Consider the following 21,926-nt stretch of genomic DNA (forward strand, 5'->3'; position numbering starts at 1 on the left):
CAGTCTGTCGTAGATAAACTCAATCTAAGACCACGAAAGTGTTTAGGCCGGAAAACACCTTATGAGGTTTACTTTAAGAAATTGTTGCACTTGGTTTGACAATTTAAGACAGAAAAACCTCAAAATGTGATCTAAATCGCAGTTTTTAAATGCAATTGCAATACACTATCCCTATAAACATCAATCCAAGGAGAATAGGATGAATAAAACCTTAAAAATTTCATTGTTTGCCATGATTTCTGCGTTAGCTTTTAACGCCACGGCAAATACACAACCGTTAGCCGTGTTGGAACCGCAGGTAAACTATCAACAGTTGCTCACCCAACGGCAGGTAGTGGATGATTTAATCGCGCAGGCGGTGAAAATCCAAAATTCACCGGCGCGGGTGTCCAATGCGGGCTTTACCGCAAAATTGCCAAGCAACATGGAACGTATTGCTGCGATTTTATTGGAAGCCTATGAATTGGAGCCTTATCGCGTTGATTTTCTGTTCGGCGCAGCCAATGCCAATATTTATAACGGCAATACGGAAAAAGCCCTCGAGCTTTATCAAAAGGTATTAACGGTGGCGCCCGATGATGTGAAAGCGCATATTTATTTAACCGCGTGGAATCGTTTTAAACAAAACCAAGGGGAAACCGACAAATACTTCACCCGTTTAAAAGCGCTGGCGCCGCAAAAAGCCGCGGAATTGGAAAATGTATTTAAGATTATTGATAACGCTGCAAGTCAGCCGATTAGCGATAAATTGACACAAAAACTGCCGGCGGATTCCGCCATTATCACTTTGGGTTATGCGTTAAATCCGGACGGCAGTATGCACGATATTTTGATTCAGCGTTTGGAAAAAACCGTAGAAATCGCCAAAAAAAAATCCCGACGCGTTGATTATCGTCACCGGTGGCGTGCCACAAAATAATCGTACGGAAGGCGCCTTAATGAAGCAATGGCTGATTGACAAAGGCATCGACGCCAAACGCATTTACGCCGACAACTACGCCCGTTCAACGGTGGAAAATGCCTTGTTCTCCCGTTACGCCTTAGCGAAACACCACATCAAACACGCCGCCCTGATCAGTTCCGGCAGCCATGTGCGTCGCGGTCGCGCGTTGTTTGAAATCGCCACCTTAGAATCCGGTCCGCAAGGCATCACCATCGAAACGGTGGCAGCATTAGACAAACCGTTGGACGAATTACAAAAAGTGAGTGAAAAAGATTTACTGGGAATCTATCGTGACGGCCTGAAAACCATGGGCTTGCCAATGTTTAATAGCGGCGCATTACAAGATTAATCTTGCAATGCAATTGGGTCGCATCCCGAGCCCACTCCGATCCAAAGTGCGGTTGAAAAACGCTGTGAATTTTCACCGCACTTTTTATGTCCGACGAAATCTTATTTTCCTAAAAAAAAAGAGCAACATAGCCAAGCCATGTTGCTCTTTTTCATGCAAATCAATAGATTATTTTTTCTTCGTCGGCCTTTCCCAGCCTTGGACGTGTTTTTGCGGAACGCGGGTGGTGACCAGTTCGTCGCGTTTGACGTCGTAGCGGATGGTGGAACCTGCGCCGATGGTAGCGCCGCTTTCTATGGTGACCGGAGCGACGAGTTGGCTGTCGGAGCCGACGAACACGTTGTCGCCGATGGTGGTTTTGAATTTGTTGGCGCCGTCGTAGTTACAGGTGATCACGCCTGCGCCGATGTTACAATCTTTGCCGATTTCCGCGTCGCCCACATAGGTTAAGTGGTTCACTTTGGAGCCTTTGCCGATGTGTGCTTTTTTGATTTCCACGAAATTGCCCACATGGGTATTTTCTGCCAAATCGACGCCCGGGCGTAAGCGGGAGAACGGTCCGATGGCGGCATTGGCGCCCACGGAAGCCTCTTCCAGCACGGAATACGGTTTGATTTCCACGTCATCACCGATGTCACAGTTGGTTAATACACAGCCCGCACCGATTTTCACCCGATTTCCTAACCGCACTTTGCCGTTTAAAATCACGTTCATGTCGATTTCCACGTCTTTGCCGTGGGTCAATTCACCGCGCAGTTTGAAGCTGTTCGGATCCAATAACATCACTCCCGCCAGCAATAATTCGCCTGCCTGTTTTTGTTGGAAATATTGCTCAAGCGCGGTCAGTTGCAGGCGATTATTCGCGCCTTCCACTTCCATTAAATCTACCGCTTGCACCGCCGCCACTTGGCAACCGTCACGATTTGCCAAGGCGATAACATCGGTCATGTAGTATTCGCCTTGCGCGTTGTTGTTATCCAACTGCGCTAGCCATTTTTTGAAAGAAGCACCGTCGGACACCATCACGCCGGTGTTCACTTCCTGAATGTTGAGCTGTTCCGCGCCGGCATCTTTTTGTTCCACAATGCCGACAACGTTGCCGTTTTCGCGCAAAATACGACCATATCCCGTCGGGTTATCCAACACGACCGTTAACAAGGCAATACCGTTATCCGGCTTGGCAGCGATGAGTTTTTCCAAGGTGTCTTTGGTGATCAGCGGCGCATCGCCATAGAGCATTAAAATGTTTTCGTCATCGGCAAAAAACGGCGCCGCCTGTTGCATGGCGTGACCCGTGCCGAGCTGTTCCGTTTGCAACACCCAATTCACCGGCTCGCCCGCCAGGCGCTGTTGCATTAAATCGCCGCCGTGTCCGTAAACCAAATGAATATTGCGCGCGCCGAGCTGTTTGGCGGTGTCGATCACGTGTTTCACCATCGGTTTGCCCGCAATGGGGTGCAACACTTTCGGCAAATCGGAATACATACGGGTGCCTTTGCCGGCAGCCAGAATTACTACGCTGAGTGCTTGAGTTGTCATAAAGAATGTCTCTTTTGTTCGCTAAAAATTGCGCGCTAGTATATCATTCTTGCAATTTCGAGTTAAGTTAAGGATACGCCGCAATATGCAACAGGAATATTATCTCGGCATCATGTCCGGCACCAGTTTGGACGGTGTGGATGTCGCCCTGATGGCATTCACCGAACAACCGCAATTCATTGCCGGGCAGTTCACGTCAATGCCGACGCATTTACGACAAGATTTATTGCAATTAGTTTCTCACGGCACCACCACATTACAGCAACTGGGCGAGCTGGATCAGCGTTTAGCCCTGTTATATGCTGACGCCGTCAATCGCTTCCTCACCACCCACAACCTGCCGTCGCAACATATCCGTGCCATCGGCTGCCACGGACAAACCGTGTGGCACGCGCCACAGGGGGATTTTCCGTTTACCCTGCAAATCGGCGACATGCATCTGCTTGCCGCGCGCACCGACATTGACGTGGTGGGCGATTTTCGGCGTAAGGATATGGCGTTCGGCGGGCAAGGGGCACCGCTGGTGCCCGCCTTTCATCAAGCGCTGTTTTATGATGAACGTTGGGCGACAGTGGTGCTGAACATCGGCGGCATCAGCAATATTTCCGTGCTGCTTCCCCATCAGCCGATTATCGGCTACGACACCGGCACGGGCAACGCCTTAATGGACGGCTGGATTGAGCGCCATCTGGGCAAATCCTACGACGCCGACGGGCAGTGGGCGCGCAGCGGGAAAGTGCGGTTGGAATTATTGGCGGAAATGCTGAAGGAACCTTATTTCCAACTGCCGCCGCCGAAAAGCACCGGGCGCGAATTGTTCAACCTTGCGTGGCTTGAAAAAACACTGGCAAAAACGACCGCACTTTTGGGCGAAATCCCGCCGCAAGACGTGCAAGCCACGTTACTGGAATTCACCGCGCAAAGCATTGCCCTTGCCTTAAATCGGCTTGAAACCGAACTGCCGCGCCGTTTGTTGGTGTGTGGCGGCGGCGCGAAAAACGGCTTGCTGATGGAACGCCTGCAAGCGCTGCTGCCAAATTGGCAATATCTTCCGACCAACGACGCGGGCTTAGATGTGGATTATGTGGAAGCCGCCGCCTTCGCCTGGCTTGCTTATCGCCGCATTAACAACCTGCCATCCAATTTGCCCAGCGTAACCGGCGCCAAAAGTGCGGTCAGTTTGGGCGCCATTTTTCCTGCGGAGAAGATCTCATGAGCGAACAAAATTTAGTAAACAGCCTCGAAAACATGTTAAGCGAACAGCGCAATCCGAACACCATGCACATTGACTCCCTAGAGCCGTTGGAGGTCGTCACCTTATTAAATAAGGAAGACAAATTGGTGGCGTTGGCGGTGGAAAAAAAACTGCCGCAAATCGCACAGGCGGTAGAACGCATTGTGGCGGCATTTCAGGCGGGCGGACGCTTGGTTTACGTGGGCGCGGGCACCAGCGGTCGCCTTGGCGTACTGGATGCCTCCGAATGCCCGCCCACCTTCGGCGTGCCGTCCGGCATGGTAGTGGGGTTAATTGCCGGCGGGGACACAGCATTGCGTAACGCGGTGGAAGGCGCGGAAGACAACCGCGAAGCGGGCGAACAGGATTTACGTCGCATCAATTTCAGCGCCAAAGACGTGCTGGTGGGTATCGCCGCCAGCGGGCGTACACCGTATGTGATTGGCGCCTTGAACTACGCCAAACAGCTCGGCGCGACCACGGTATCGTTGGTCAGCAACCCGAACGCCGTCATGAGCGACATCGCAGACATCGCCATCACCACCGCCGTCGGACCTGAAGCCCTCACCGGCTCCAGCCGCTTAAAATCCGGCACGGCACAAAAAATGGTGCTGAATATGCTCACCACCGCCGCCATGATTCGCCTCGGCAAATGCTACCAAAACCTCATGGTGGACGTGCAAGCCACCAACCAAAAACTCAAAGCCCGCGCCATCCGCATTGTCATGCAAGCCACCGACTGCAACGCCGCCACCGCCGAACAAACCCTACAAATCACCAACGGCAACGCCAAAACGGCGATCATGATGTTGTTAAGCGGATTGGATAAAACACAGGCGGAAGCGCTGTTAGCACAAAACCAGGGGAGATTGCAGGACGCCTTGGCGGGGTAAAAAAACGCCGGGGAAAATGACCGCACTTTTGCCACACTGATCACACTTTCAAAATAAAAACACCGAAAAAATGCACCGCACTTTTCCCTTTTGTGTAAGCGTTGTAGAATAAATTTTATCTAAATTCGTCAACGGGATATTGTTATGAAGCGCGCGAATTTTCCTTTCCGATTAACGTTGCTGACAAGCGTAGTCACGTTGCTTGCGGCTTGCCATTCCATTATTTATCAACCCACCAAAACCATTGAACAAATCGATCTGCAACGCGGTTATCGTTTGGAAAACACCATGCAACAAGCGCTGCAAAAAGAGAATCTGGTGATAATGACCTTTTCCGGCGGCGGTTCGCGGGCGGCATCTTTGGGCTACGGTGTGTTGGAGCAATTTAAAAACGCCATGGTGCGTCCTACGGAAAAAGGCGATACTCTGTTACAAAATATTGATGTGGTGTACGGCGTGTCGGGCGGTTCGGTGTTGGCGGCGTATTTTGCGCTGGAAGGGCAGGATGTGATCCCGAAATTTAACGAATCCTTTTTGAAAAAAGACTTTCAAAAGAAAGTGATTAACGAAGTGTTTTCCATGAGCAACGTGCCTCGGCTGACCTCGCCGCAATTCGGACGGAGCGATTTGTTGCAGGAGCAGTTGAATCTTGCATTGTATAAAGGGAAAAAATTTGCCGACCTCGCCCAACATCGAAAAGGGCCTTTTGCGGTGATCAATGCCACGGACATGACCATGGGGCAAAAAATATCCTTTACCCAAGATTTCTTTGATTGGCTTTGTCTGAATTTAAACGATATTGAAATTGCCCGCGCGGTGGCGGCATCCAGTGCCGTGCCGTTAATTTTTTCCCCGGTGACGCTCAATAATCATGGCGGATCTTGTCATATCCATAGCAAAAAAGCGATGTTGACCGAACAGCCGGGTTATTGGCTCCTGCTGAATAATTTTAATGCCATGGAAAAACGTTTTGCCCGCTATCAAAATAATCCCGAAAAAACCTATTTACATTTGGTAGACGGCGGTTTGACAGACAATTTGGGATTGGCGAGTTTATTGGATATGTCGAATTTATTGAGTATGCATGAGTTATATACAGAATTGAAAAAGTCCAATTTGCGCAATATTGTCGTGGTGAATGTGAATGCACAAAACGAAAATACCAGTCAGATAGATAAATCGGCAGATGTGCCGGGCGTGAAAGAAGTGGTTAATACAGTTATCAGTGTGCCCATTGATAAGGCGACGGAATCCACATTGCAATATTCACAAAAATTTGCCGACCAATGGAATGCTTACACTAAGCGCAAAAAAGACGTGAAAATTAAGATTTATTTTGTGAATTTGAGCTTGCGGAAGCTGCCTGAAGGACAGTTAAAAACCGATGTGTTACATATCGGCACGTCTTTCTATTTGCCTGAATCTGATGTGGATAAACTGCGCGAAGCCGCTAAGATTTTGTTAGAGCAATCGAAGGAATATCAAGAAGCGCTGAAGGCATTGCAATAATCTTGATAGGTGCGGTGTAAAAATACATTTTTTTATGACCGCACTTTTGCTTGCCTGTCGCACAAATATTGACTTCTCCCCTTTGCGTAGTAATATGCTCCCACTTTCCATTACAGACTTTTTTTATGCTAGCGTTTTCACATCAGGAACATATTGAATCCTACTATTCCGTCACCCGTAACCAACATTTTGAGTTGCCGCCGTTAAGTCAAAAAGCATCCGCCGACGTTTGCGTGGTGGGCGCGGGCTTTTTCGGTTTATCCACCGCGCTGGAGCTTGCCGAGCAGGGCAAAAGCGTCATTGTGCTGGAAGGCGCACGGATAGGCTTCGGCGCTTCGGGTCGTAGCGGCGGACAGGCGATTAACGGGTTTGAAGACGGCATCGACGAATATATTGCGCAGGTGGGTTTGGAAACCGCCCGCAAGCTCTGGCAGATGTCGCTGGAAGCCATTGAGATTATTGATGAGCGCATTGCCAAATACGGCATTCAATGCGATTGGAAGAAAGGCTATGCCACCTTGGCGTTAAATGAACGCCGCATGGAGGATCTCATCGCTATCGAAAAAGCCAGCCATGAGATTTTCGGCTATCAAAATATGCAGCTGTGGGATAAAGCCAAGCTGGAACAACATCTGGGCAGCAAAATTTATTACGGCGCGTTGTACGACAGCAATTCCGGGCATTTACACCCGCTCAATTATTGCCTCGGTTTGGCGAAAGCCTGTTTGGATCTGGGCGTGCGCATTTATGAGCAGTCGCCGGTAGTGGATTTACAGGAAAAAGCCACGGAAATTGAAGTGTTCACCGATCAAAGTTCGGTCATCGCCAAAGATGTGGTGTTAGCGACCAACGCCTATATTGACGCCCTGCCGAAAAGCATTCACCACGGCATTGCGCGCAAAATTTTGCCGGTGGAAAGTTTTATTATCGCCACCGAACCGTTGGATCAAGCCACCGCCGATTCGGTGATTAACAACGGAATGTCCGTGTGCGACAGCAATTATTTACTGGATTATTATCGTTTAAGCGCCGATAACCGCTTGCTGTTCGGCAGCGACTCCAGTTCGGAAAAAGATATGATCGAAGTCATGCGCGGCAATATGTTGCACGTTTTTCCGCAGTTGGAACAGGTCAAAATTGATTACGGCTGGGGCGGGCCTATCGACATGACCATCAATTCCAACCCGCATTTCGGGCGCATTTCGCCGCATATTTATTTCGCGCAAGGCTATTCCGGACACGGCGTTGCGCTCACCGGTTTGGCGGGGCGCATTGTGGCGGAAGCCATTTTAGGCAACGACGAGCGTTTAATGATTTTCAGTCAATTAAAAGTGCCTTCCGTGTTCGGAGGCAAATTAGTGAAGAATCTGGCATTAAAAATAGGCATCAATTATTATCGTTTCTTAGATAAATATCGTTGATTTTGTAGACAAATTTTATTTCTTTTAGTTATACGATAGAGAAAATGATTATTTTATTCGGCGCAGATTTACTGTAATAATCCACCGCACTTTTCCTGTTATTAAGTAAAATAAAGGAACGAATTATGAAAAAATCCATTTTAGCAAAAGCATTACTGTTAGCCGGTTTAGCCCTCGGCATCGCCACGCAGGCGGCAGGCGAAATTTCCGATCGCGTAGAAAAAACCAAAACCTTATTAGTGGGTACGGAAGGCACCTACGCCCCGTTCACCTTCCACGATGACAGCGGCAAATTAACCGGTTTTGACGTGGAAGTTATCGAATCTGTGGCGCAACGTTTAGGCTTAAAAATTCAATTTAACGAAACCCAATGGGATTCCATGTACGCCGGGTTAAACGCCAAACGTTTCGACTTAATCGCCAACCAAACCAGCCCAAGCCCGGAACGCTTGAAAAAATACCTTTACACCGCGCCTTATAACTACTCCACAGCAGTTATCGTGACCAAAGAGAGCGATGACAGCATCAAAACCTTTGAAGATTTAAAAGGCAAAAAAGTGGCGCAATCCTTAACCAGTAACTACGGTAAAATCGCCAAAGCCAACGGCGCGGAATTGATTGTAGTGGAGGGTTTGGCGCAAGCCTTGAAACTCATCACACAAGATCGCGCACAAACCGTAGTAAACGACCAATTAGCCGTGTTGGATTACTTCAAAAAACAACCGAATGCCGGCTTAAAAATCGCGGTAAAACGCGATGAAAAAGTGCCTTCCGGTTTCGCCGTGTTAAAAGGTGAAGAGCCGTTGGTGGAAAAAATCAATCAGGCGCTGGAAGAATTACGAAAAGACGGCACCTTGAAGCAAATCTCAATTAAATGGTTCGGTGATGACATTACTCAATAATTTTCTCGCCTCCCTTCCCTTTATGAACGCAGAAAGAGCTGATGAAGTCATCAGCTCTTTTTGGCCTATGTTGGAAGCGGCAATTGATAAAACCATTCCGCTGGCAATTATTTCCTTCTTTGCCGGTTTAGTGATTGCGTTGGGCGTGGCGGTGATTCGTACCATGCCGAAAAGCGGCATCGGTTTGCGTGTGTTGCAACTGCTTTGCCGCATTTATGTCTCCACCATTCGCGGCACACCGATGTTGGTGCAGATTTTCATTATTTTCTACGGCTTGCCGGAAGTGGGCATTAAACTGGATCCCTTTCCGACGGCGATTATCGCCTTTTCCATTAATATCGGCGCCTACGCTTCGGAAACCATTCGCGCGGCGATTTTGTCTATTCCGAAAGGACAATGGGAAGCCTCCTATTCTATCGGCATGAACTATTTCCAAACCTTCACCCGCACCATCATGCCGCAAGCCTTGCGCGTGTCCGTGCCGCCGCTGTCCAACACCTTCATCAGCAACGTGAAAGACACATCATTAGCGTCTTTGGTGCTGGTGACTGAGATGTTCCGCGTGGCGCAAAACATCACAGCGGAAAACTATGAATTTATTATGATTTATAGCGAAGCGGCATTAATTTACTGGTGTATTTGCCTGGTCTTGTCATTTTCGCAGGAACGCCTGGAAAAACGCCTGTCCCGCCACTTACAAGCCTAAGGAAAGCCTATGTTAGACGTTCATAACATTCATAAAACATTCAATAGCAATCAAGTACTGAAAGGGATCGATTTTCAGATTCAAAAAGGCGAAGTGGTGGCAATTCTCGGTCCTTCCGGTTCCGGCAAAACCACGTTTTTACGCTGTTTAAATTTACTGGAACGCGCCGAACAGGGTACGTTGCGCTTCACCGACGGCAGCCTGGCGCTGGATTTCGCCAAAAAAATCAGCAAAGCCGACGAATTAAAACTGCGTCGCCGCTCTTCCATGGTGTTCCAGCAATATAATTTATTTCCTCATCGCACCGCACTTGAGAACGTGATGGAAGGCATGCTTGTGGTGCAAAAGAAAAGCAAGGCGGAAGCGGAACAGCGCGCCGTTGAATTGCTCACCAAAGTAGGCTTAAAAGACAAAATACATTTATATCCGTCCCAACTGTCCGGCGGGCAGCAACAACGTGTCGGCATTGCACGCGCGTTGGCGGTGCAGCCGGACATTATTCTGCTGGACGAACCCACCTCGGCGCTGGATCCGGAATTGGTCGGCGAAGTGCTGCAAACCTTGAAATTACTGGCGCAGGAAGGCTGGACGATGATTATCGTTACCCATGAATTGCAGTTTGCCCGCGATGTGGCGGATCGGGTGATTTTAATGGCGGACGGCAACGTGGTGGAACAAAACAGCGCACGCGAATTTTTTGAAAACCCGCAACAGGAACGCACCAAACAATTTTTGTTGCAGGCAAAAATTCCGATCTGTGTGGAATATGAGATTTAACCCGTCACTTAAAGGGCGATTTGCGGATAATATTGTTCGCTGATTGCCACAAAATCCGCTAAAGAAATCGACCGCACTTTTGTTGATGACGGCAAAAGTGCGGTTAAATTTCTCGCCAAAATATCTTCCTGCAGCACTATGCATTGCGCCTTACAGCGCGCCAATAAATCCGCTTGTTTTAACGCCAATAACACGCCGTCCTGCCACAGCACGACCGCATCCTGTGCGGTGGCATTCAGCAAATAACGTTCCAGTTCGGACGGGGAATAATGGGCTTGGGAAAAGGTATAAAGCATAATCAGAAAGTCAGAATTTTTTCACTTTGTTGCAGAATATTTATCAGCTGTTTGCGCGGCAACACCGCGCAATTTAACGATAAATCCTGCGCATGAAGTTGAAATTGTTGCAGGGAATCGGCACAAACATAACGCCGTTCAATGTCGTATAAATCTAATAATTTTAATGCACTTGCCGTGTCTTTTTGCAAAATCAATTCCGCCTGTTGATGTTTTTGCAAATTCAACACACCGTCATCCAAGAAAAACACCGCGATGTCCTCTTCCGTACAAAATGCCGTGGCGGCAAGCAACGCATCTAATCCTTCCCGTGTATTTGCCGTGCCATAAGGCGCATGACGAAAAATAAAGGCAAGTTTAATCATAGAGTGAGCACTCGATCGGCTTGTAACAGGGCTTGGCTGAATTCACCCAAGCCGGCAAGTTGAAAAACGTCCGCCAGGTTAACCGCACTTTTATCGGCGGCAGAATCACTATCCACCACACCGCGTCGTTGAGCCGCGGCAACGCATAAATGCAGCGGCACGTTAAATTGACGGGAAAATACCTGCCAGGCTTGGACTAAATTGAATTCGTCGTTGGCGGGATAAACCAAGGCGTTGCCGTTGTTCACGCCGTCCTGATAAAAAAAGATTTGGCGGATCTGATGTTTTTGCACCAACAGCTGTGCCAGTTGGTATGCCAAAAACGCACTTTGGCTGCCGTAAGCCGGTTGTTTCACCACCAACACATAATCCATGGCTTATTCATCCTGATCCTGTTTAATTTGACGAATATATAAATACACGGTATGACGGGAAATATTGAGACGTTCCGCCACTAAATTGATGGCATCTTTAATGTCGAAAATGCCTTTTTCATATAGAGAAACGACAATTTGACGGTTTTTGTTATTATTCGCCACCATGCGATCGGCAGTGATCTCCTCAATGGTTTTCCCCACAGTTTGCACTACCAGTTCTTCTACCGAGCTGGCAAAATTCACCGCTGAGGTTTCTCGGTGATCGGGGGTTGGGATAAAATTTTGCAGAAATTGCGACACCGGCACGTCTAAATTAATGTTGATACAAAGCAAGCCGATGATACGCTTTGTACTGTTGCGAATAGCGATGGTTACCGACTTCATCAAGCCACTATTTTTCTCCTCATTGATAAAATAAGGTTTACTGACGCTGTCCGATTTCATCTCGTGCAATGAACGCAAAGCAAAATTCGTTATAGGCGAACCCACCTGACAGTTGGTATTATGCCCGTTGGCGATATAAATGGCGGAATGTTCTAAATCCTCAAAGGAATGTAAAACGATTTCGCAATGTTGCCCGATAAGCGCACTCACGCCGTCAACCACGGCAATATAAGAATTTAAAATGGTGCGATCTTCGTCAGTAAAAGGTCGTTTATCCGCTAACATGAAAGAACGTGTTTATTGTTATAAGCCACTAGAAATAACCGCACTTTCGCTTGTCGGAAAAGTGCGGTCGTTTTTCAGGTTATTTCGCCGGGGTGACATCCAACACTTCCACATCAAAGTGAAGTGTGGAATGCGGTGGAATTTTATCGCCCGCGCCGTCTTCACCGTATGCCAAATCCGCCGGAATGACCAACTCGATTTGTCCGCCTTTTTTGATTAATTGCAAGCCTTCGGTCCAACCTTTAATCACTTGATTTAACGGGAATTCGGCAGGCGTACCGCGCTCGCGGGAGCTGTCGAATACAGTGCCATCCGGCAATTTACCGGTATAGTGAACTTTAACCATATCGGTGGCTTTAATGACATCACCGGACCCTTCTTTTTCCACACGATATAACAAGCCGGAGGCAGTTTTCTTCACGCCATCTTTCTTAGCAAATTCTACCGTGAATTTTTTGCCTTCTTCTTCCGCTTTTTTCACCATGGCGGCAACACGTTTTTCATTTTCCGCTTTTAACTTGGCATTAATGCCTTGCAAAGCAGAGGCGATTTCTTTGTTGCCTTCCAATTTTACTTTGCCGTTTAACACGTCAGAAATCCCGGCAATCACTTTCGCATTGTTGTAATCAATCATGCCTTTTTGTGCGTTAATTAAGCCTTGTAAATCGGAACCGAATAATACGCCCACCGCGTAAGAGGAATCATCGGTGAATTTTGCATCATTTTTGCTTTCCGCCAAAACACCGCTAGAAATGACCGCACTTAAAATCAGCACCGGCACTGAAATTTTCTTCATTTTTAACATTGGGTTCTATCCTTTATAATAAGTAAAAAATGCGTTGAATAGGGTAAAACGGATTCAACAAATTCACAACAGTTATTTAGGAAATATTATGTCGATACAACAAAATTTAGCGCAGCGTATCACCGAATTGGAGATGAAAACAACCTTTCAGGAAACTGTCATTGAAGAATTGAATCAGGCATTGGTTGAACAACAATTTATTCTGGATAAAATTCAGCTCCAGTTACGTTATCTGGCGAATAAAATACAAAATATACAGCCTTCCAATATCGCCAGCCAAGCAGAAGAAACCCCGCCACCGCATTATTAAAGTTAAAGAAAATAAAAAAGGGCGCCGAACCGGCGTCCTCATTTATTTTATAATGTTGATTATTTCGCGAAATACGCTTCTAAATCATCACTCCCACCGATGTGTTTACCACCGATGAAGACTTGTGGCACAGTCGCACGACCGGAAATCGCACGTACGCTCACGATAGTCGCATCGTGACCTAACACGATTTCCTCAAAGCTCAAGCCTTTTTCGTGTAACATTTGTTTTGCTTTTGCACAGAACGGACAACCCGGTTTAGTGAAGATCGTAATAGATTCTTGAACTTGGTGTTGCGGTGCAAGGTACTTCAACATGGTGTCGGCATCGGACACTTTGAACGGATCACCCGGTTCGTTTGGTTCGATAAACATTTTTTCTACTACGCCATTTTTCACCAGCATAGAATAACGCCATGAACGTTTGCCAAAACCTAAATCTTCTTTTCCTACCAACATGCCCATGCCTTCGGTGAACTCGCCATTACCGTCCGGAATGAAAGTAATGTTGTCGGATTTTTCATCTTCTTTCCATGCATTCATCACGAATGTATCATTCACGGAAATTACAAGAATATCATCAACACCGTATTTTTTGAATACCGGCGCTAATTCGTTATAACGTGGTAAATGGGAAGAAGAACAAGTCGGGGTGAATGCACCCGGTAAAGAGAAAACGATAACGGTTTTATTATCAAATAATTCGGATGTAGTGACATCAATCCATTGGTCGCCTTGACGCGTACGGAATGTCACTTGAGGAACTTTTTTACCTTCCATATTAGACATGATTTTTCTCCTATTAAAATTTGCAGAACACATTTAGAAACCGCCGTTAAAAGCCTAAGCAATATCTAAACATGAGGTGAATTATAGGTAAAATTATGATATAGTCGCAATCAATTAATTCTATTTTTTTAATTGCTACCTTCTATAATTGAGGATCTATGAATATTCGTGATTTAGAATACCTTGTAGCGCTTGCCGAACACAAGCACTTTCGTCGTGCGGCGGATTCTTGTCATGTAAGCCAACCGACATTAAGCGGACAAATTCGTAAACTGGAAGATGAGTTGGGTATTATTCTGTTGGAACGTACCAGCCGTAAAGTATTGTTTACCCAATCGGGTTTATTATTGGTGGATCAGGCTAAAACCGTCTTGCGCGAAGTAAAGTTATTAAAAGAAATGGCAAGCAACCAAGGCAAAGATATGACCGGTCCGCTACATATAGGCATTATTCCTACTGTAGGACCTTATCTAATGCCTCATATCGTACCGACCTTACAGCAAAATTTCCCTGATCTGGAATTATTCCTTTATGAAGCACAAACCTATAGGTTGTTAGAACAACTGGAAACCGGCCGATTGGATTGCGCTATTGTAGCGTCCGTACCGGAAACTGAAGCCTTTATTGAAGTCCAACTATTTAATGAAAAAATGCTTCTTGCTGTTGCTGAGCAGCACCCATGGGCTAATGAAAATTCAGTCTCAATGTCCTTACTAAAAGACTGTGAAATATTAATGTTGGACGATGGGCATTGCTTACGCAACCAAGCATTAGGTTATTGCTTCACTGCCGGCGCACGGGAAAACGCCCATTTTCAGGCAACCAGCTTAGAAACTCTACGCAACATGGTCGCTGCCAATACCGGCGTCACTTTAATGCCACAGCTTGCTGTGCTCAGTGAAGGCAATCGTAGTGGCGTAAAATACCTGCCTTGTGATGAACCAGAACCATCCCGCGACATTACCTTGGTTTATCGCCCGGGTTCACCATTACGTGCACGTTATGAGCGAGTAGCAAATACGGTGAGTCAATCGGTTAAATCTATCTTATCTTCTTAATGGGGTAAGCTATGGTCGGAATTCGGGCGCAGCAAAAAGAAAAAACCCGTCGTGCCTTAATTGATGCGGCTTTTAACCAGCTGACGGCAGAAAAGAGTTTTTCCAATTTGAGTTTGCGGGAAGTCTCCCGCGAGGCCGGTATTGCTCCGACCTCATTTTATCGCCATTTTCGCGATATGAATGAGCTTGGTCTCACCATGGTGGATGAAGCAGGTTTAATCCTACGTCAACTCATGCGTCAAGCACGTAAACGCATTGCCAACGGTGGAAGCGTTATCGTCATCTCAGTGGAAACCTTCTTTGAGTTTATCAACAACAGTCCAAACATATTCCGCCTACTATTGCGTGAAAGTTCAGGCACATCACAGGCTTTCCGCACTGCCGCCGCCCGTGAGATAAAGCATTTTATAGACGAACTGTCAGAATACATCGCCCACAAAAACCACTATTCCCAATATATCGCTTATGTACAGGCCGAAGGGATGGTCACCATTGTATTTACCACTGGCGCCAGTGCCTTAGACATGAGTAAAACGGAACGGGAGCAGTTAAAAGAGCGGTTGATTTTACAACTCAGAATGTTGGCAAAAGGTGCTAAATATGAAACCAGGGATAAATACAAGCCTGGCTAATTTTTAACCGGTTCAATTTAGCTCTGCTTATTTTACATTTCATGCCAAAAACAGATCGTTAGGTTTTATACCCCTCAAATAGTTAAACTAACCGGACTTTGTAGGAACAACTATGACATTCGGCCGTTGGCAATCGGGATCACCTGATCGCAAATCGCCATGGTGGAGGCGCGATGGCTGACGAGGATGATTAATTTTTCCGCTTTTACATTCAATAAAGATTGCAAAATCATGGCTTCGTTTAAGCTGTCCAGATTGCTGGTAGGTTCGTCCAGCAAAATAATCGGCGCGTTGTGCAAGAAAGCGCGGGCAATGCCGATGCGTTGTTTTTCGCCGTCAGAAAGGTTGTTCCCCATTTCGGTAATTTTGGTGTCATAGCCTTCCCGCAGGCTCATGATAAATTCATGAATAGACGCTTTTTTCGCCGCTTCAATCACTTGTTCTTTGGTCGCATTGCGGTTCGCCAACAAAATATTTTCATAAATGGTTTCGTTGAAAATATAGGTTTGTTGTGTGATATACGCAATATTATCGCGCAAATTCACCGTGTTAATGTGTTTTAAGTCGGTATCGTTAATACAGATGCTGCCTTGTTGCGGATCGTAAAAACGCATAATCAATTTTAACAGCGTGCTTTTTCCGCTGCCGCTGCGTCCGTGAATGCCGAGAATTTCACCTTTGTTTATGTGTAAATTCACACCGGATAAAATTTGTTCCTGCGCATAAGCAAAACTGACATTTTCTACCTTAATTTGCTGCACATCGGTGATACTTACTCCATTTTCCACGTCTTTCAATTCAGGCTGTTCCGCCAGCAACGCCAATACCCGCTCGCCGCTGGCAAGGGTTTGCAGCAGGTTATTGGAGAGATTACTTAAGGCAATCACCGGTCCGTAGCCGGACATAAGCAAAATCACCGCCACTAACAAGCCGACAAAATCAATTTTATCATAAGCAAATAACGTTAAGCCCACCAGTAAAATCACGATATTGAAAAATGACACGGCGATTTCCGTAAAGGAACGCACATTGCCTTCCTGTTGTTTGATTTTTAAGAATGCCTGATCGATTTTTTCGCTGCGTTGGTGAATTTCCTGTAGGCGTTGCTGTTCGTTGCCGAATAACTGAATTTCTTTCATGCCACGAATGCTGTCGAGGAAGAAATCGTTCATTTCGCCCACCAGCTCGCGGTATTTGCGCCCGTCTTCGCGCGCCATTTGGGTAGTGACGATAGGCAGAATAATGCCGATGGTGACATACGCCAACAACGCCACCAACACGAACCACCAGGAAATGTGAGCGAATACCGCCAATAAAATGGCGGAAGTGAGAAAGGCAATAGCGATGGGGGCGACGGTATGCGCATAGAACACTTCCAACAATTCAATGTCGTTGGTGACTAAAGAGAGCAATTGCCCGGATTGTTTATCCTGCAATTTAACGAACGCCAGGCGACGCAATGCGCCGAACACTTTATCGCGCAATAATGCCAATAATTTGAAAGCGATGTAATGCCCGGACATTTGTTCCAGATAACGCAAAATGCCGCGTGCCGCCGCTAACACGATAAGTGCGGTCAAAATTTGCGATAAATTTAAGTGAACGTGGAAATTAAGCAGTTCCGCCAAGCCCATGGCGCCCAGCACCATAATGAAAATCGCGCTGAGGAAACCAAGGGTGCCCATAATGATGGTGAAACTCATGATGTGGGCTAACGGCGTGACTAATTTCATAAGCTGCCACATGACGACAAATCCGTTCTTACGCATGATTTGCCCCCATTCTGATATTTTCTAAATTCTTTTGTTGATTGAACATTTCTGCATAAATTCCGTTTTCCTCCATTAAAGAGGCATGATCGCCGGATTCCGCCAAGCGACTGCTTTGTAACACATAAATCTGATCTGCGTTCACCGCGTTTGCCAACCGATGAGAAATCATCACAATGGTTTTGCTGTGTTTAAACTGTTGAATAAATTGAAGAATAATTTCTTCGCTTTCCACATCAATGTTGCTGGTGGCTTCATCAAAAACATAGACATCAGCGTTATGCAAAAGGGCGCGGGCAAGCGCCAAACGTTGAATTTGCCCGCCGGACAAATTGCTTCCGCGACTGAGCAACGGCATCTCCAAACCGCCGTTTTCCCGCACGAAATTCGCCAGATTCACTTGTTCCAAACATTGATAAATGGCGTTATCGGAAGCATTCGATAACGCCATTAACATATTTTCCCGCAGGCTACCTTTAAAAATGTAACTGCTGTGACTTACCAGCGAAACGTGGTGATATAAGGAATGGCGGTTAATCTGTTTAATATCGATTCCGTTAAACAAAATTTCGCCTTGTTGCGCCTGATAGAATCCCATTAGTAAAGATACCAAGGTCGATTTGCCACAACCGCTTTTGCCCACGAAAACCGTTAACTGTTTCGGCTGGATGCTGAGAGTTAAGCCGTTAATGGCGAGTTTTTCCTCGGAATAGGCAAAATGCAAATCGTTAATTTGCACGGTGACTTCATTTTTAACCGGAAAATCCACCGCACTTTTATTTTCTTCCACCGGCGTATCCAACAGCGTAAAGATTTTTTCCGAAGCAGCTTTGCCGTTCATCGCCACATGGAAGAAGGAACCAAGCAAGCGCAATGGAATGAAAAATTCGGAAGCCAGTAAAATAAACAACACCACGCCGAAAACGGGTAAATTGCCGTCCTGGAATTGTAAAAGTGCGGTCAAAATACCCAGCGCAGCGCCGCCATAAGCCAATAAATCCATTAGCGAAACGGAGTTCAGCTGCATGGTGAGCACTTTCATGGTAATGGTGCGGAAATTTTCCGCTTCAATGTCCATTTGTTTGGCTTTGTAATCGTCGTCCTGATAGATTTTTAAAGTAATCAAGCCTTGCAGGTTATCCAAAAAACTGCTACCTAAGCCTACATAAATGGACCAATATTTCGCTAATAAACGTTTGGCGATTTTATTCACGGCAATAATGGACATAGGAATTAACGGTACGCAAACCAACAGAATGAGGGACGTTGGCGCGTTGAAAAAAAACAAAAAAATAAACAACGTGAGTGGCGCAAGCAGGCTGTAAAAAAGCTGCGGGAGATAACGCCCGAAATAAATTTCCAGCTGTTCTACCCCTTCGGAAGCCACTTGAATTACGGAAGAGGTTGATTGTTGATTTACTTGATTAAGCGGCATGGAAGACAGTTTTTGATAAATCAGCGTGCGTAATTTGTGTTTCACCTGCGTACTGGCTTTATAGGACGCTTTCACTGCCATTTTGCCCGCCCAGGCACGTAGTGCCAAACAGGCAATTAAAACGACGGTAAAAATAACCGCACTTTGGAGGGTAAGCGAACGCTCAAACGCCCATTGCAAACAAACGGCAAACACCACTGCGCTAATAATGCCGCCAATTAATACAACCCAGTTCCACAATACATTAATCGCAATCCATTTTTTGCTGTTGGCGACCGTATTTATCAGCCGTTTATCAATCATCATAATGTTTATTTGTCCTTAAAATCACCTCAATGAAAGTGCTATATCATAACATTTACATGACAAATGATAATTAATTTTATTCGTAAAAATAATGTATTTCGTGTTTAACGGTTAAATAAAAAAATAGCGCCTGAAATAAGACGCTATTATTCCCCTAAGCAAAATCGTGTTATAGGAAAATATTTGCAAATAATAAGCCTAAGGCTAAGCTGAATGCCATACTCAATAAGCCCGGCAACATGAAGCTGTGATTGAAAATGTATTTACCGATGCGTGTGGTGCCCGTAGTGTCAAAGTCGATAGAGGCAATGATCGGACCGTAGTTCGGAATGAAGAAATAACCGTTTACTGCCACAAACACACCAACTAATACTGCCGGCGGAATGCCAAGGGCAATACCAAGCGGGAATAATGTTGCCACCGTTGCCCCTTGGCTGTTTACCAATACAGACAGGATAAATAAGGCGATTGCAAATGTCCAAGGCGCAGTTTCTACCAACCCCCTCACCATACCTTTCACTTCTTCAAGATGCGCCTGCATTAACGTATCACCTAACCATGCGATACCGAAAATGGCGATAACTGCACGCATACCGGCATGGAATACCGAACCCTTGGTAATTTCCGTACCGTCCGGTTTACAGGTTAAGATAATTAATGCACCGATGGTTAACATAATAATTTCAATGGTGTGTGCCATACCCATCGGTTTGCCGTCGAATACCGGACGTAATGAAGGCATTGCCCCCATTAAAACCACAAGTAATGCACCGAATAAGAAAAGTGAGACGGAAATTTTTGCGGTTTTGCTAATTTCAAGTTCTTTACTGCTAGTGGTTGAATTGAAAACTTCCGCATATTTAGGATCGTTTAAACGATGTTGATATTCCGGATCATCTTTTAATTCTTTGCCCATTTTGTTCACAAAGATACAAGCAAGGAAAAGACCGACTATCGTAGAAGGAATGGTAACAATCAGGACATCCCCCAGGTGAATACCCTGCGGTTCAAGGTAGGCAACCACGGCTACCACCGCCGCCGCAATCGGGCTTGCAACAATAGCAAATTGTGATGCGATAACCGCCATGGATAACGGACGCTCCGGGCGAATACTATTTTGACGGCTCACTTCAGCGATAACCGGTAATACGGAGTAAGCCACGTGTCCGGTTCCTGCTAACAGCGTAAATGTCCAAGTTACCGCAGGTGCCATGAAAGTAATGTATTTCGGATTACGACGTAAAATATTAGTGGCAATTTTGATCATGTAATCTAACCCACCGGCAGCCTGCATTGCCGCTGCTGCTGCAACTACCGCCATAATCATAAACATCACATCAATTGGCAAGCCGGCAGGTTTTAAACCGAACCCAAAGGACAAAATTGTAAGCCCCAAGCCACCAAATACACCTAAACCGATTCCGCCAACACGCGCACCGATTAAAATGCAGAGCAGCACAATGGCGAACTGAAATAAAAACATAGCAGACATACTGCCTCCTTAGAATAAAAATAAAAAATTGTTTAATGTATAAGAGATTATACTCAATGAGATTTTGAGAGAAATGCCTTATACAAAGGCAATCGGGATTTAGTTAACTTCAAAATTCACCTTAATTATATAAGAATGTTGTAATGGTGAGTATGGCGGATTTTGGACGTTCTGATTAAATTATGATCTATATCACATTTTAAATAAATAATTGATTGTTATTTCAACAAAATTAATAGAACCTGCAGAGACAATAATTTTTGATAAATGACTCAAGTAAAGTTATACTTGAGCCCTTATTTTTAAACCTGATTATTGAGAAAAAAATGCAAGAATTTATACCCATGGCAACCGCTTTTGCCAAAAATCATACCTTGATCGTCGTCGCTTGGGTAGCTGTCTTTTTGATGGTGATCTATAACTTCGTAAAATCCGCCACCAGTAAAACCAAACTTATTGATAATGCGGAAGCGATTTCCTTAATGAACAACCAAAATGCCGTGGTTATCGACTTACGCTCCATTGATGAGTTTAACAAAGGCCATATCATAAACAGTTTAAACATCCTGCCTTCCGAAATTAAAAACAACAATATCGGAAAAATTGAACAGCACAAAGACATTCCGGTAATTTTAGCCTGTGCCGATTTCGTTTCTTCCCGTTCTTCCGGTGAAATTCTGGCAAAACAAGGTTTCAATCATGTTTATGTGCTAAGAGAAGGCATCGGCGGCTGGCGTGCAGCAAATTTACCTTTAGTTAAAAAATAAAATAAGGATTCGAAAATGACCGAAGAAAACAAAGAAGTGGCAAACCAAGAACAAGAAGTTCAAGCGGTGTTGCAAATTCAACGCATTTATGTGAAAGACGTTTCTTTTGAAGCACCAAACCTACCGCACATTTTCAACCAAGAATGGAAACCGCGTTTAAGTTTTGATTTATCTACCGAAACCGCCAAATTAGGCGATGATTTATATGAAGTCTGCTTAAATATTTCAGTGGAAACCACATTGGAAGATTCCGGTGATGTGGCATTCATCTGTGAAGTGAAACAAGCGGGCGTGTTTACCATCAATGGTTTGGAAGAAATGCAAATGGCGCATTGCTTAACCTCACAATGCCCGAATATGTTATTCCCGTATGCCCGTGAATTGGTTTCCAACTTAGTGAACCGCGGTACTTTCCCGGCATTAAACCTTTCTCCAGTAAATTTTGACGCACTATTTGTTGAATATTTTCAACGTCAGGAACAACAAGCGCAAGAAGCCGGCAAGCAAAGCGAACCAACAGTAAATTAATTGAAAAACCCACTTTTTAGTCTTGAAAAGTGGGTTTATTTTTTCGGTAGCGTTTT

22 protein-coding genes and 1 pseudogene are annotated in these 21,926 nt (G+C 45.6%); 13 read left to right on the top strand and 10 right to left on the bottom strand.

Annotated features, from left to right (window positions below; all coding sequences use genetic code 11):
• Window positions 1-199: 199 nt before the first annotated feature.
• Window positions 200-1,292 (top strand): annotated as a pseudogene (locus DK423_RS09035) (ElyC/SanA/YdcF family protein).
• Window positions 1,293-1,460: 168 nt separating this feature from the next.
• Here the strand turns inward: DK423_RS09035 and glmU are convergent.
• The gene (gene glmU / locus DK423_RS09040; RefSeq protein WP_005558166.1) at window positions 1,461-2,831 is read right to left on the bottom strand and encodes a bifunctional UDP-N-acetylglucosamine diphosphorylase/glucosamine-1-phosphate N-acetyltransferase GlmU; all 1,371 of its coding nucleotides are present in this window, start codon (window positions 2,829-2,831) and stop codon (window positions 1,461-1,463) included.
• A gap of 85 nt (window positions 2,832-2,916) precedes the next feature.
• On the opposite strand from glmU, the gene DK423_RS09045 reads away from it, so the two are divergent.
• The 7 genes from DK423_RS09045 (at window position 2,917) to DK423_RS09075 (ending at window position 10,273) form a co-directional block, all read left to right on the top strand.
• The gene (locus DK423_RS09045; protein WP_005558168.1) at window positions 2,917-4,047 is read left to right on the top strand and encodes an anhydro-N-acetylmuramic acid kinase; all 1,131 of its coding nucleotides are present in this window, start codon (window positions 2,917-2,919) and stop codon (window positions 4,045-4,047) included.
• Window positions 4,044-4,958, top strand: a complete 915-nt coding sequence (gene murQ / locus DK423_RS09050) for an N-acetylmuramic acid 6-phosphate etherase (RefSeq protein WP_005558170.1) — start codon at window positions 4,044-4,046, stop codon at window positions 4,956-4,958. The genes DK423_RS09045 and murQ overlap by 4 nt, the downstream gene beginning before the upstream one ends.
• A 144-nt stretch (window positions 4,959-5,102) precedes the next feature.
• Complete coding sequence (locus DK423_RS09055) at window positions 5,103-6,467, top strand: patatin-like phospholipase family protein (protein ID WP_005558172.1); 1,365 nt, start codon at window positions 5,103-5,105, stop codon at window positions 6,465-6,467.
• A gap of 125 nt (window positions 6,468-6,592) precedes the next feature.
• Entirely contained in the window at window positions 6,593-7,888 is a 1,296-nt protein-coding gene (locus DK423_RS09060; RefSeq protein ID WP_005558174.1) for an NAD(P)/FAD-dependent oxidoreductase, read from the top strand.
• 125 nt (window positions 7,889-8,013) lie between these two features.
• Window positions 8,014-8,790, top strand: coding sequence for an amino acid ABC transporter substrate-binding protein (locus tag DK423_RS09065; protein WP_005558176.1), 777 nt, complete (start codon window positions 8,014-8,016; stop codon window positions 8,788-8,790).
• Window positions 8,774-9,496, top strand: a complete 723-nt coding sequence (locus DK423_RS09070; RefSeq protein ID WP_005558178.1) for an amino acid ABC transporter permease — start codon at window positions 8,774-8,776, stop codon at window positions 9,494-9,496. The genes DK423_RS09065 and DK423_RS09070 overlap by 17 nt, the downstream gene beginning before the upstream one ends.
• 9 nt (window positions 9,497-9,505) lie before the next feature.
• Window positions 9,506-10,273 carry an amino acid ABC transporter ATP-binding protein gene (locus DK423_RS09075; protein ID WP_005558180.1) on the top strand — a complete coding sequence of 256 codons (768 nt, stop codon included), beginning with the start codon at window positions 9,506-9,508 and terminating at the stop codon, window positions 10,271-10,273.
• A gap of 8 nt (window positions 10,274-10,281) precedes the next feature.
• On the opposite strand, the gene DK423_RS09080 is transcribed toward DK423_RS09075, so the two are convergent.
• From DK423_RS09080 to DK423_RS09100, 5 genes are all read right to left on the bottom strand, one after another.
• A complete protein-coding gene (locus tag DK423_RS09080; protein WP_005558182.1) occupies window positions 10,282-10,569 on the bottom strand; it encodes a DsrH/TusB family sulfur relay protein in 288 nt (95 codons plus the stop codon).
• A gap of 2 nt (window positions 10,570-10,571) precedes the next feature.
• Window positions 10,572-10,934, bottom strand: a complete 363-nt coding sequence (tusC, locus tag DK423_RS09085; protein ID WP_005558185.1) for a sulfurtransferase complex subunit TusC — start codon at window positions 10,932-10,934, stop codon at window positions 10,572-10,574.
• On the bottom strand, window positions 10,931-11,308 hold the full coding sequence (gene tusD / locus DK423_RS09090) for a sulfurtransferase complex subunit TusD (protein ID WP_005558187.1): 378 nt from the start codon (window positions 11,306-11,308) through the stop codon (window positions 10,931-10,933). Before tusD ends, tusC begins: the two co-directional genes overlap by 4 nt.
• A 3-nt stretch (window positions 11,309-11,311) precedes the next feature.
• Entirely contained in the window at window positions 11,312-11,980 is a 669-nt protein-coding gene (locus DK423_RS09095) for a helix-turn-helix transcriptional regulator (RefSeq protein WP_005558188.1), read from the bottom strand.
• 79 nt (window positions 11,981-12,059) lie between these two features.
• Window positions 12,060-12,785 carry an FKBP-type peptidyl-prolyl cis-trans isomerase gene (locus DK423_RS09100; protein WP_109043960.1) on the bottom strand — a complete coding sequence of 242 codons (726 nt, stop codon included), beginning with the start codon at window positions 12,783-12,785 and terminating at the stop codon, window positions 12,060-12,062.
• Between the two features lie 88 nt (window positions 12,786-12,873).
• On the opposite strand from DK423_RS09100, the gene DK423_RS09105 reads away from it, so the two are divergent.
• The gene (locus DK423_RS09105; RefSeq protein WP_032996782.1) at window positions 12,874-13,095 is read left to right on the top strand and encodes a SlyX family protein; all 222 of its coding nucleotides are present in this window, start codon (window positions 12,874-12,876) and stop codon (window positions 13,093-13,095) included.
• 59 nt (window positions 13,096-13,154) lie between these two features.
• On the opposite strand, the gene pgdx is transcribed toward DK423_RS09105, so the two are convergent.
• Window positions 13,155-13,883 (bottom strand): hybrid peroxiredoxin PGdx, encoded by a 729-nt coding sequence (gene pgdx, locus DK423_RS09110; RefSeq protein ID WP_109043961.1) that lies wholly within the window; start codon window positions 13,881-13,883, stop codon window positions 13,155-13,157.
• A gap of 158 nt (window positions 13,884-14,041) precedes the next feature.
• On the opposite strand from pgdx, the gene oxyR reads away from it, so the two are divergent.
• Both oxyR and fabR read left to right on the top strand, forming a co-directional pair.
• Window positions 14,042-14,941: a DNA-binding transcriptional regulator OxyR gene (oxyR, locus tag DK423_RS09115; protein WP_005539591.1), complete on the top strand. Its 900-nt coding sequence runs from the start codon at window positions 14,042-14,044 to the stop codon at window positions 14,939-14,941.
• An 11-nt stretch (window positions 14,942-14,952) separates the two neighbouring features.
• Window positions 14,953-15,573 carry an HTH-type transcriptional repressor FabR gene (gene fabR / locus DK423_RS09120; RefSeq protein WP_005558195.1) on the top strand — a complete coding sequence of 207 codons (621 nt, stop codon included), beginning with the start codon at window positions 14,953-14,955 and terminating at the stop codon, window positions 15,571-15,573.
• A gap of 110 nt (window positions 15,574-15,683) precedes the next feature.
• Here fabR and cydC read toward each other — a convergent pair whose 3' ends face one another.
• The 3 genes from cydC to DK423_RS09135 all read right to left on the bottom strand — a co-directional run bounded on the left by cydC (window position 15,684) and on the right by DK423_RS09135 (window position 20,575).
• Window positions 15,684-17,342: a thiol reductant ABC exporter subunit CydC gene (gene cydC, locus DK423_RS09125; RefSeq protein WP_005558197.1), complete on the bottom strand. Its 1,659-nt coding sequence runs from the start codon at window positions 17,340-17,342 to the stop codon at window positions 15,684-15,686.
• A complete protein-coding gene (locus tag DK423_RS09130) occupies window positions 17,335-19,083 on the bottom strand; it encodes an ABC transporter ATP-binding protein/permease (RefSeq protein ID WP_109043962.1) in 1,749 nt (582 codons plus the stop codon). The genes cydC and DK423_RS09130 overlap by 8 nt, the downstream gene beginning before the upstream one ends.
• Before the next feature lie 169 nt (window positions 19,084-19,252).
• Window positions 19,253-20,575 carry an anaerobic C4-dicarboxylate transporter gene (locus DK423_RS09135; RefSeq protein WP_005558201.1) on the bottom strand — a complete coding sequence of 441 codons (1,323 nt, stop codon included), beginning with the start codon at window positions 20,573-20,575 and terminating at the stop codon, window positions 19,253-19,255.
• Window positions 20,576-20,901: 326 nt separating this feature from the next.
• Here DK423_RS09135 and DK423_RS09140 point away from each other — a divergent pair, with 326 nt between their 5' ends.
• Window positions 20,902-21,342: a rhodanese-like domain-containing protein gene (locus DK423_RS09140; RefSeq protein ID WP_005539582.1), complete on the top strand. Its 441-nt coding sequence runs from the start codon at window positions 20,902-20,904 to the stop codon at window positions 21,340-21,342.
• Window positions 21,343-21,357: 15 nt separating this feature from the next.
• Complete coding sequence (gene secB / locus DK423_RS09145; protein WP_005558203.1) at window positions 21,358-21,870, top strand: protein-export chaperone SecB; 513 nt, start codon at window positions 21,358-21,360, stop codon at window positions 21,868-21,870.
• Window positions 21,871-21,926 lie beyond the last annotated feature (56 nt).

The sequence above is a fragment of the Aggregatibacter actinomycetemcomitans genome, assembly GCF_003130205.1.
Classification (GTDB): Bacteria; Pseudomonadota; Gammaproteobacteria; order Enterobacterales; family Pasteurellaceae; genus Aggregatibacter; species Aggregatibacter actinomycetemcomitans_A.